The 11,246-nt window shown below is 37.1% G+C and carries 10 protein-coding genes and 3 pseudogenes; 10 read left to right on the top strand and 3 right to left on the bottom strand.

Annotated features, from left to right (window positions below; genetic code table 11):
• Window positions 1-92: 92 nt before the first annotated feature.
• Window positions 93-540, bottom strand: a pseudogene (locus PGLA_RS15080) (transposase); the annotation flags it as partial.
• 69 nt (window positions 541-609) lie between these two features.
• Window positions 610-931 (bottom strand): annotated as a pseudogene (locus PGLA_RS29035) (transposase); the annotation flags it as partial.
• 396 nt (window positions 932-1,327) lie between these two features.
• On the opposite strand from PGLA_RS29035, the gene PGLA_RS15075 reads away from it, so the two are divergent.
• The 8 genes and pseudogenes from PGLA_RS15075 to PGLA_RS15045 all read left to right on the top strand — a co-directional run bounded on the left by PGLA_RS15075 (window position 1,328) and on the right by PGLA_RS15045 (window position 9,080).
• Entirely contained in the window at window positions 1,328-1,723 is a 396-nt protein-coding gene (locus PGLA_RS15075; protein ID WP_161487922.1) for a MarR family winged helix-turn-helix transcriptional regulator, read from the top strand.
• 5 nt (window positions 1,724-1,728) lie between these two features.
• Window positions 1,729-2,376 carry a GNAT family N-acetyltransferase gene (locus PGLA_RS15070; RefSeq protein WP_068534125.1) on the top strand — a complete coding sequence of 216 codons (648 nt, stop codon included), beginning with the start codon at window positions 1,729-1,731 and terminating at the stop codon, window positions 2,374-2,376.
• A gap of 74 nt (window positions 2,377-2,450) precedes the next feature.
• Window positions 2,451-3,476 (top strand): alpha/beta hydrolase, encoded by a 1,026-nt coding sequence (locus PGLA_RS15065; RefSeq protein WP_068534123.1) that lies wholly within the window; start codon window positions 2,451-2,453, stop codon window positions 3,474-3,476.
• Window positions 3,477-3,951: 475 nt separating this feature from the next.
• Window positions 3,952-4,173: pseudogene (locus PGLA_RS29030) on the top strand (hypothetical protein); the annotation flags it as partial.
• Between the two features lie 50 nt (window positions 4,174-4,223).
• Window positions 4,224-4,556 (top strand): ArsR/SmtB family transcription factor, encoded by a 333-nt coding sequence (locus PGLA_RS15060; RefSeq protein ID WP_425415387.1) that lies wholly within the window; start codon window positions 4,224-4,226, stop codon window positions 4,554-4,556.
• Complete coding sequence (locus PGLA_RS15055) at window positions 4,553-4,969, top strand: SRPBCC family protein (protein WP_068534119.1); 417 nt, start codon at window positions 4,553-4,555, stop codon at window positions 4,967-4,969. The genes PGLA_RS15060 and PGLA_RS15055 overlap by 4 nt, the downstream gene beginning before the upstream one ends.
• Before the next feature lie 103 nt (window positions 4,970-5,072).
• Window positions 5,073-8,243 (top strand): ATP-binding cassette domain-containing protein, encoded by a 3,171-nt coding sequence (locus PGLA_RS15050; RefSeq protein WP_068534117.1) that lies wholly within the window; start codon window positions 5,073-5,075, stop codon window positions 8,241-8,243.
• Window positions 8,244-8,591: 348 nt separating this feature from the next.
• Complete coding sequence (locus PGLA_RS15045) at window positions 8,592-9,080, top strand: DinB family protein (protein WP_068534115.1); 489 nt, start codon at window positions 8,592-8,594, stop codon at window positions 9,078-9,080.
• A gap of 112 nt (window positions 9,081-9,192) precedes the next feature.
• Here PGLA_RS15045 and PGLA_RS15040 read toward each other — a convergent pair whose 3' ends face one another.
• Window positions 9,193-9,861 carry a DNA alkylation repair protein gene (locus tag PGLA_RS15040; RefSeq protein WP_068534113.1) on the bottom strand — a complete coding sequence of 223 codons (669 nt, stop codon included), beginning with the start codon at window positions 9,859-9,861 and terminating at the stop codon, window positions 9,193-9,195.
• A 332-nt stretch (window positions 9,862-10,193) separates the two neighbouring features.
• Here PGLA_RS15040 and PGLA_RS15035 point away from each other — a divergent pair, with 332 nt between their 5' ends.
• Both PGLA_RS15035 and PGLA_RS15030 read left to right on the top strand, forming a co-directional pair.
• Window positions 10,194-10,493, top strand: a complete 300-nt coding sequence (locus PGLA_RS15035; protein WP_084411133.1) for a pyridoxamine 5'-phosphate oxidase family protein — start codon at window positions 10,194-10,196, stop codon at window positions 10,491-10,493.
• A 4-nt stretch (window positions 10,494-10,497) separates the two neighbouring features.
• Window positions 10,498-11,022: an alpha/beta fold hydrolase gene (locus tag PGLA_RS15030; RefSeq protein WP_245699945.1), complete on the top strand. Its 525-nt coding sequence runs from the start codon at window positions 10,498-10,500 to the stop codon at window positions 11,020-11,022.
• Window positions 11,023-11,246 lie beyond the last annotated feature (224 nt).

Genomic DNA, 11,246 nt, shown 5'->3' with positions numbered 1-11,246 from the left:
CAGCCTCTATGACGTCATCGCGAATGAAGGATTTAAAACAAATGATATCTGAATATGAGTCATTAATATGGGTTGGGGGAGATTTGTGTCACTTATGAGGGGCGTATTGTGTCAATAGTGTCGGAGGACAAGAACATATATGCTTGAGAAATCGCAGTGTAGGCGGCTTCCCAGTCCTTTGCCAGCCGACGGTAGCGATTGAGCAATGCGAAGGTGCCCTCCACGACCCAGCGTCGGAAAATTCTGCCTTGCGCTCTCAATGGTGCCGGGCGCACCATCGCGATCCTGAATGTTGGTCTCATGTACAATCCCCACCAGCAGGTTGCCCACCGTATCCGTCACAATATGGCGCTTGCGTCCCTTGACCTTCTTGTCCGCGTCAAAGCCGCGTGGTCCGCCGCTGTCGCTTGTCTTCACCGACTGGCTGTCAATGATGCCGGCGGTCGGCTCCGCAGCCCGGCCTTCAAGCAGGCTTGCAGCCATGACCAATGCCTCATTGATGAGGTCGAGCAGACCGCTGTCACACAGCCGATAGAAATGCCTGTAGTAAAGAAGGGAAACCTAACTAGGGATATATGGAGAATTATATAAAAAGTTTAGAGTTATCAGCTATTCTATAGGATAGATAGTAAAGGTGTTTCGTTTTAAAAGTAGAGATTCAAGAGTCTGTAAAATATGCCCGATCCGTTCCGGATAGAACAGTTGTAGCAATATTTGTCCCCAATTCTGTACAGGACTTGTCCACTTGCGAGTAACGTCTACGGTGACCAGGTAGAGCATCTTCAAGAGAGCTTCATAGGTGGCTGCCTTGTAGATTGGTTTCAGATAGGACGTCACATTTCATAAGGTCCTTGTAAGAGACATAACGGGTGGAGTTACGGATCTGATGAATGATGCATTTTTGGATCTCTGTTTTCGGATAACAAGCGGAATCGCCTGCGAGAATTAACACATTCCCTTCACTTTTACATGATAGTATAATGCCCTAAATTGATCGCAATGGAGTTAAGACTTTTAAAAGCATGCCTCAATTCTTCAGTACACCTTGTGAGGGGAAATTGCGACAAGGTTAAAGCGATTTTGCATGGAATTATTTTTATAAGGAGGCAAAGAAATGAATATCATAGTAGTAGAATATGATATTCATTTCTTTGCTATGTCTTTTTTTTTACTTAGCTTACTTAGCTTATTTAGTTTATTCACAACCATTTGACAATGAAGATTAGTTAGTTTAGATTATACTTAAAATATTTTAATTAAATTTTTTGAAGTTAATTGTCAAGAAAAGGGACAAGATATGCTAAATAATCTAATTGAAGATTTTTATATGAAGCTTACCATGAGTTTTTACAAAAATGCATCTCAAAACGAAGCTTTAGACATAGGAGATATAAGTACTGTAGAAATGTCATGTCTCGAAGTTGTATATTTTTTGAAAAATCCAACCTATAGCGAGCTTGCAGAGTTTCTTAATATATCACAGCCAAACGCAACCTATAGAATTAACAAGTTGATTAAGAAAGGATATCTTGCAAAAGTAAACGACAAAAAGGACCGACGTATATTTTATCTTCAAGTAACAGATAAATTTATGGACTACTATTGCCTTAATGATAATTATTTGAATAACGTAATAGCAGAATTAGAAAAAAGATGTACTGCAAATGATATACAACAATTTGAAAAGATGCTGAATATTATAACAAAAGACATCATGGAGTGATGAAAATGGAATTGAAATTCAAAAAATATAATAAAAAATATTTAGAGAGTTGCGCAAATTTAATACGTAGTACATGGCCATTTGAGAAAGAATTTAATCAACCCAAAAATCCAGAAATCATATATCAATCTTATGTATTATCTTGCGAAATGTATTCGGAGCACCTTGACTTGATTGTTGATGAACATGATAACGTAAAAGGAATACTATTTGGTAGTATAGAAAATGCAGGTTTCTTCAGCCAAATGCAATATAGATTCAAAGGATTTAAAAACAATTTTAGAATTCTGTATTATTTACTATGCGGAGGCTTTGGAAATCGTAGAACAGCCTGGAACATTAGAAATGAACACAATGAAATAGATACTTTAGGAGAAACGACTGATAAACAATTTGACAGCGAAATCAACTTATTTATTGTTAGTCCAGAACTTCGCGGCATGGGGTATGGAAAAAAATTGATGGACCGCTATATAGAATTTTGTAATTACAATGAACTTCGTAGTGCGTTTTTGTGGACAGATCTTGGATGTTCTTATAATTTTTATGAAAGATACGGCTTCAAACTATATAAACGATTTTTCCATGAAAGTTTAAGCGAAAATGATAAAAAACAACCAAATGGGATGATATATTATTTAGAAATTCAATAAAAAGTAACAAGTAATAATTTTGGACGTTCGAGATACAAAGTAGTAGCCCCATAAAGAATGGAGATCATTTTATAATGCAAATAACAATACAAAAACCTAAAGGAGTATGGAAAAAAAGAATTCTTATATCTCTCCTAATCGTTTTCGGATTGGCTCTTGCGGGAGTCAGTTATTGGAATCTTTCACCAAATCCAAAGGCGTTTCTGATTAAAAAAGCATTTGAAGGGGGAGTGTTTGTTCCATCTGATAACTATGACAATGCTCTAAAAGAAACAAAAATCATTAAGGATATCAATTATAATTCTAAATTTCCAGATAGCAGATTAGACATCATTTATCCAAAAAATCATATAGAAAAAACACCTGTTATTTTTTGGGTACATGGTGGCGGATTTGTAGGTGGAGATAAATCAGACATCACAGGGTATGCAGTAGAATTAGCTGCTCGTGGATATACAGTGGTGAATATAAACTATGCACTTGCTCCTAAAAGAGAATATCCTACGCCAGTACTCCAACTAGGTGAAGCTTATGAATATATCAAAGAAAATGCTAAGAAATATGAGTTGGAACTGGATCGTGTCTATTTTGCAGGAGATTCTGCTGGAGCACAAATATCTGGTCAATTCGTTAATATTCAAACATCTCCTGAGTATGCCAAATTAACCAAGATTGACGCTATTGTTGATCCTTCTACAATAAAAGGCGTGCTGCTATTTTGTGGCCCATATAATATGCCTGAGTTAGCTAAGATGGAAACAACTAAACAAGTGCAAGACTTTTTGCGTGCCGCGGGTTGGGCTTACTTTGGGGATAAAGACTTTGAAATATCACCTGAGATAGAGATAGCTTCTATTTTCAACTATGTTACAAAAGATTATCCGCCAACTTTTATCACAGATGGAAATACTGCGTCATTCGAAGATCAAGGAAAGGCATTGGCTTCTGCTTTGCAAAATAAAGGGGTGCCTGTAGATGGACTTTTCTTTGATAAAAATGTATCTGGCGAGTTAGCACATGAGTTTCAATTTATAATGAATACCCCGGCTGCTCAAGAAGCATTTAACAAAGTTCTCGAATTTTTAAGTGAAAATAAGTAATATGTCTAATGCTTGTATAAAAATTAGATTGTCTTACCGTTCTGTGGAAAGATTGTCATAGAGGATTCAATGTATAGGAATATCAAACTAGGAAGAGATATTGAGAGTGTATATTGGAGAACAAAATCAAATTCGGCTTAAGACTGGGGTCTGTCAAATCTTTTGTGTAAACTCTTTTAATAGTCTCCTCCTGTAAGAGGGCAAGAACAATTCCTAATGGAATCCGCGCTGGGCGCGGCTTTTTTATTTTATGGGTACAAGTTCTTGTCCTTTGCTCGGGACAAGAACTTGTACCCATTGCCGCGAGAGCATTAATGGGAAAGCGAGTGAGCCTAATAACAGGTTATCGGTATGCCATCGTTCGGCCGTTGTCTTTTCGCATACCATCCACTATGTGTGTCAGTTTCCGAAGTAGTGATTTGCTGACGGTACTGCACAAGGCTGTATAACCCCTAAAAAGAACATATACACTTGAGAGGGGATTGAGCTGGCCAAGAAAGAAGGAAAGTTTAAAGGCCGATTAAAGAAATATCATAAAAATCACGCAGGTATGAATTATGCAGTAAAGCTATCGGAAGGGAACAAATATTCATTTCTTATTCCATTAAAGGGCCAGATAATGGAATATGGAATCTTGACATGTCACCATTTGGTGTCCTATAATCAATTAGACACCAAATGGTGTCCTATCAGGTAATCATGAAGTATACTCCGTGACATTACAGGAAATATTATGAAAAGGTGGGGGTGGTTTTGAACGACAATAGTCAAGTGAGGGATGTTTATGACGCTGTTGCGGATCCAACAAGACGAAAACTTCTTCAAATATTGGCTGATGTTGATGAATTACCTCTACATGAAATAACGATTCATTTTGAAATGGGTCGTACAGCAGTTTCTAAGCATTTGACTATACTTAAAGATGCTGGTCTCGTAATTGCTCGAAAGGTTGGTAGAGAAACGAGGTATCGGTTGAATGCCACTCCTTTGAAAGAAATTCAAGATTGGGTATCTTTTTATGAAGGATTCTGGAAAGAAAGAATTGATAAATTAAAACTATTATTGGAGGAAGAACAATGAAACCAGATGTATCCTTAGATTATCAATTTACAAGCTCCATTGAGAAGGTATGGAACGCTTTAACGGATTCAGATACACTTGCGAAATGGATTTGGAGCAATGACTTTAAACCGGTCGTAGGGCATAAATTTCAATTTCGTGCAGAGCCAAATGAATGGTGGGATGGTATTGTAGATTGCGAGGTTCTCGTAGTAGACGAGCCACATACATTATCTTATACTTGGCATAGTGCCGGAGAAGGCACTACGGTTACTTGGACTTTGAGCAAGGAGTCAGATGGCAAGGTTCATCTACATCTTGGTCAATCTGGATTTAGTGAAGAGACCAAAGCCCGCCAAGGTGCTATAGAGGGTGCTAAATATGCTTGGGCGAATATGGGCAGTCAGCTTGAAAAAGTATTAGCAGAACTGTAAATTCAAGAATAGGGCGCTTTTCTGGAACATGGAAAGTGCCCTTTTTAATGGAATAAATCATGGCAATACTAAATGAAGAGAATGGAGATGAGATGATACCACTATGAAAATAAACCGATTAATTGCGAACAATATTAATAAGTTAGATGCAGTACTACCAGTAGAGCAATCCTTAGGGATTGCTGGTTTGTCCGGATCTGGTAAAACAACCTTTTGTCAAACCATCGGCGAAGAATCCAAGAAGCGTCTCGTTTCTTTATTGCCAAAGGCTGAATATCAGTATTTATTCCCTAACCTTATGGAAACTAATTTCAGTGCAATCCAGATGGAAGAAATGCCACTTGTACTTTTTCTAGGGAGATCATCCATTTCATCCAATCCTCGATCAACCATTGGCACACATACGGGCGTGTTCACAGAGATTCGTGTTGCGATTGCTGAACATTATAATCTATCTCCAGAGGTTTTTTCCTTTAATAATGAATTAGGCTGGTGTCCAGATTGTAAAGGTCGCGGAACTACTAAAAATGTCGAATGTAAAAAGTGTAAGGGGAAGCGCTATAATCACGAAACCGAACAATACAAAATGGAATTATTGGATCAAGAGAAGAACATTTCTGATATCAACGACTTGAGCATTGAAACGATTTTTTCTTTAGCAGAAATTCTGAAAATTAGTGAAGGTAAACAAAACATTCTAAAAAACATAATCCATATGAATATTGGTTATTTAACATTAAATCGCATTATGGGCACCTTGTCAGGTGGAGAGTTAACACGACTTTACTTAGCAGAATTCATGGCAACCAGTGAAAACACCGTAATCATCATAGATGAAATCTCTGTGGGTCTGGATCACCAAACCCTTTTGAAAATATTAGAACAGATTAAACAACTAGGATTTAAGAATCAAATTTGGCTCATTGATCATTCTGATACGGTATTAGATATAACGGACGAGCAATTGTTCTTTGGACCAGGTAGTGGTAAATACGGCGGGAAAATTGTTGAAGAATCGCCTCGTCCTGAGCCGATCATTGGAGAAATAAATAAGGTAGCGCCTACGGAATACTATCACTTTCATGATCTTTACTGTCGTAATATTCAAATGGCCGAAATTCAGATTCCCCGTAATAGACTTGTAACGTTTACAGGTGAATCTGGATGTGGTAAATCTACACTGGTCAATGAGTGTATGTCCAAAGATTTTGTGAAGCGATACCCCAAAGATAAGCTGGTGATTGTTGGGCAAGATCGAAACCAATCGATTACTAGTCGGTCTACCGTAGCGACTTTTCTTGATATCAAAAGAAAGCTCACAAAATATAGTGAAGAGATTGATGATATTTTTCAACGCTCGATTGAAGATATTATTGATGAACTGCCGAATGAAGACATCGCTCATAAACGCTTAAGTTTATTGATCAAGCTTGGACTTGGTTATTTGACGTTGGAAAGAAAAACACAGTCTTTATCAACAGGTGAATTTCAATGTGTCCATTTAGTTTCTGAGCTATTTGCGGGTTCGAGAAATCCAAATACGCTTTTCATTTTTGACGAGCCTTCCAAAGGATTATCGCAAAATATTCTAAATCAATTCATTGATAGCATCAGGGTTATTCTTCAGGAAGAATCCGTCTCCATTATGATGATTGAACATAACTCGTATATGCTAGAAAACTCTGATTATATCGTTGATTTTGGCAAAAGGCAGCTAGAACCTGTGGAACATCTCGATGTTGTCAGTCATGAAGAGTATTATCGTCAACAAAACAGTGAAGATCATGTCGCCCCATTGCAGATTTCTTCAACACTACGTCAACAAAATGGCATTAACTATTTAAAAGAAGATCAGATTGCCTATTTTAAAAAGGCAGAAAACGTCTATAAGGGTGGCATCTTAAAAAGCTTATCCTCCATGGCACGTTTGATTTATGGTGAATACGAATCGGATACCATTGCGCCCGTCATCGCCATTGATCTGGAACGGCACTTGTATAGTCAATACACTTTTCTTTATGAAATTGGTGGCTTGATCAACCATATTGTGTCGGCACATGTAACCAATAAAGATACGAGTAGCTTCGATTTCTATTATCAAGACAATCATTGTCCATGCTGCAAGGGTCGTCGGGTCATTGAAAAATTTGATTTTGATGTTGTTATTCAGGACAAAAATGTGCCATTTTGGGATGGCTTATTGCTTCCAGATACAATGGATATTCTAAAATTCTATCAATTCCCTAAAATAAAATTCATCTTTGAAGAGATTAAGAATGCGCTCGGTCAGGATCTAAGCAAAAGTTATAACGAGATGACGGAAGCAGAAAAGCATACCTTTCTATATGGGTATTGGGAGAAGTCATTTTATGATAAAGCAAGCAAGGCATCGAGGACCTGGGAAGGCTTTAATTACATCATTGGGAACTACATGGTGATATCGAAATCGATCATTAAAGAGCATATCAAACAGTCCAAAATATTGATTACCTGTCCAATCTGTCAAGGAACCGTACTTAATCATCGTAAAAAGCTAAAGTTTGGTGACACAGATATTCGTGAGATCATTGGACAACCGCTTGATCAAGTGATTAGTACCGTTGGCAAATTACAGGTGCTTGAGAAAATGAAAGCCATTGTCGGCGGTGATATGGTTCTGACGGAGGATGTCTCTCTATTACCTAGGGAAACACAAGTTGCTCTAAAAATGCTTGAACTTGAAGTAGGGAGCTTTGCGCACTATGAAATGGTATTACAAAATGCACTGCCATTCTGGGGCAATATTAGCGGCAGTATTGAATCTATTAGCTTGAATAATCGGATTACGATTTGTGATTTTGATAATATCACCGAAACCAGAGAAAACATCATAGATAAGTATTTCACGAATGGCAAATATAAAAAACTGACCTATGTCTATGAAGCGTTTGGTTACAAAAAGCTGGTCACCTTAATTAATAAGATTAAAGCTAGTCATCCATGTCCATTCTGTAAAGGAAAGAAAGTCATTTCAGAAGATGGACTCCATGATGGAGTTTATAAATTAACGATTCCATGTGTGAGTTGCTACGCAAGTGGCATTAATGATGAAGGACGTAAGGAAATTGTCGAAGGCATCGATGTGCAGACCTGGCTAACTGGCAAAGTAAGTGATGTTCTGACTGAAAGCTCAAATATTGAGGCTGTAGCAGATATTCCAATTTTCAATCGTATTCGTGAGTTGAATAAACGAGAAATGATGGCAATTTACCAATTCCTCGAGCAAAATATTTAAATTACCATTATTAAAACAAGCGATATTTTAATAGAGAGCTAGGTGAATAAAACTCATTTGCAATAATGAATGGCAGATGAGTTTTTTTTGCTATTCTGAAACGGAGAAAATCTACTTGTTTTCTAAGCATGCCAATCAAAGCAAAAGTCTTTATGAATACTTTCAATCTATTGTATAAAAGAATTAATAGAAGGAAAGGAAATCCCAAATATATTATTCAACAATCGGGGACCCCCTTGGGAAACGGTTGACACTAGCACAAAACGATAACATAGGTACTTATTGTTTTAAATGGTATTTTATAGTATGGTAATTGTGAAAATAAAGTAATATTAAGGGGGATTAATAATGACTATCAACTACAACGAGACATTATACCAGAACAACACATTAAATCAGTTAAGAGATTTCTTACCTTGGGTAGAGGAACTGAGGGGGATTGACAAAGAGCTTTGGCTGAAACCGATCGCAACGGGCAAATGGGCGATTAGAGAGATTCTAACGCACATTATGAGTTGGGATAAAAATAGTTTAGAAGTAATGGTTCCAAATATGGTAGAAGGAGCAAGCCTGTTCTTCGTAGATATTCAAAAACATAACGAAGATGCAGCAATATTTGCCCAGTCCTATGCGACCTTTAACTCACTTCTGGATGACTTAGTCAAGGCTCGACTACAGTTGCTTGAACTTTTAGAAGAAAAATATAATGATATTACAAAGTTTAATATCGATAACGATGACTTTACCTTCCACAAATTTGTACATATTTTTATTCATCATGACGAACATCATAAGGCACAAATCGTAGCCTTCTTGGATGCCCATAACAAAAAATGATCATGATTTATGTGAAGTTTACGCATATGTTTCCAACCCAGTGGGGAATTGTCTCTGGGTTGGATAGGGGGAAAATAAAACGGGCTACATCGTTTTAAAATATTTCTCTAAGTCATTTCCATAATTTCATAGCTTCCCTCTTGCTTAAGTTAGATAACTGGTTGTTCTCAATAAATTGAACAACAGATTCTTTATTCGATTTACTATACTGACGCAAACTCCACCCAATAGCCTTTTTAATGAAAAATTCTTGGGAGTCTGACAATAGTCTGATATAGGAGAACAGTCTGTCTTGGTTGGTGTTGTGCTTATATTTGAGTTGAAATAGTAGGGCAGAACGCTGTAACCAAATGTTATTTGAATGTATCCATTCGTCTGCTATACTCAATTTTTCAGGGAATAACATAAAATAATGACCGGCATGATTGGCTGATATATGGTCTAATGTATCCCATCCGGGTTTGGTGACCGCAATTTTCTCGATAAGTTTAATATCGTCATGGTGAAATAGACGCTTTCTCATATCCATGATTTGTAGAGCCACGCCTGTAAATTCTCTTTCTTCCATACCCCACAATTCGCTTATCACTTCGAAAACCTGATCTTCTCTTGGAAAACCATACTCTTGTAGAAACTCTGAAGTTAATTTTCTTCTTAGTGGTGCTTGAATACCAAAAAACTCAAATTGATCTCGCATATAACGTTTCATATTTAATGCTAATGTTTGGTTTGCATTTTGTGAGAATTTACTTCTAAGTTCTATCAAATCTCTTATAATCATGGATAAGCTTCTCCCCGAGTGATTTATTGATGAAAAGCGACAATCTTCTTATATAATAATTATATTATACTACAATTTAATGTATTATATTTCATTTTAAGTAAAATTATAGCTTACTTATATTTTGGCTAACTATATATTTAATTTTAGAATCGTTGCATAAACGCCAGTACCATAAAATAGGAGGAGAGTTATTTCCTTAAAAAGATATAATTAAGAGACTCAGTTTTCATGGCTTTCAGCTACGGCAAGAGCACACTTATTTTGTCTAGCTAATATGAATACTAATAAATCACAATAAAAATCCGATAAAGTGGCTGAAATAATTCACTCTGAAGAAGTTTCCTTCAATACGCACAAGTCAGTTTCTGGTTAATCAAAAGGTGTGTCTTTATTTTGTTGGAGAAAGAAATGGACTTATGCTTATTGGGGATATGAAAGTTTGCCGAGACAGTGAAAGCAGAAGAATGCTTTGGAATGAAGGGGACGAGAAGTATTATTCACTTGGAGTTGATGATCCTGACTATTGTGTGTTTGAGTTTACTTCAGATAGAGGCAACTACTACTTTAATTTGGAGAAACACATATTTACAATTGAGGAGTTGAGTGAGGATGCCATATCTTCAGTGTAACAACTTGGAAATATATTATGAACAGATGGGTTTCGGTAGTCCGGTGTTGTTCTTACATAGTGGATTTTCACGGGGGATATTAGCATTTTCTAGTCAAATACTCGATTTTCAAAGAAAATATACATGCTATTTCCCGGATTTCAGAGGACACGGAAGAACTAGGAGCAGCAGCCTCGAATGGAGCACCCCACAACACGCAGAAGATATTATTGAATTGATGAATCATCTACAGATCCCAAAAGCCCATTTAATTGGATATGGTATGGGAGGAGGAGTTGCTCTCTATTGTGCTGTGTATCAACCCCATAGAGTTGCATCATTGACTTCAATTGGCCAAAGTGGCTTTGTTGCCTCCATGGGATCGGAAGAGTTTGAACCGGAATGGCTTTTACAACACAATAACTATGATTTTATTAAATCGATGGAAGATAGACATCTAGAAGCACATCAAGGAAATTGGCAAGAGTTTTTGAGGCAAAAAGTAAAGGATTGGCGAACTTACCCTCGGCTAAGTAACGAACAAAATTAAGAGGCATTAGCTGTCCCACTTTGTTCATTGCTGGGCAGTATGACCAGTTCGCCCCAGAGGAGGAACTTAAACGGGTGACAACCCTTATTCCGAATTCTCGCTATGTTGTAGTACCTGGGAGCAGCCATAGACCTCATATGAGTAAAGAAAACCCGGTGTTTGTAAATGATACCATTCTGCATTTCTTAGAAATACATATTCTATGATATTAATATTTGACGGCT

Source organism: Paenibacillus glacialis (assembly GCF_001637205.1).
In the GTDB taxonomy this organism is placed as follows: domain Bacteria; phylum Bacillota; class Bacilli; order Paenibacillales; family Paenibacillaceae; genus Paenibacillus_AQ; species Paenibacillus_AQ glacialis.
This window is presented reverse-complemented; position numbering and strand designations above follow the sequence as displayed.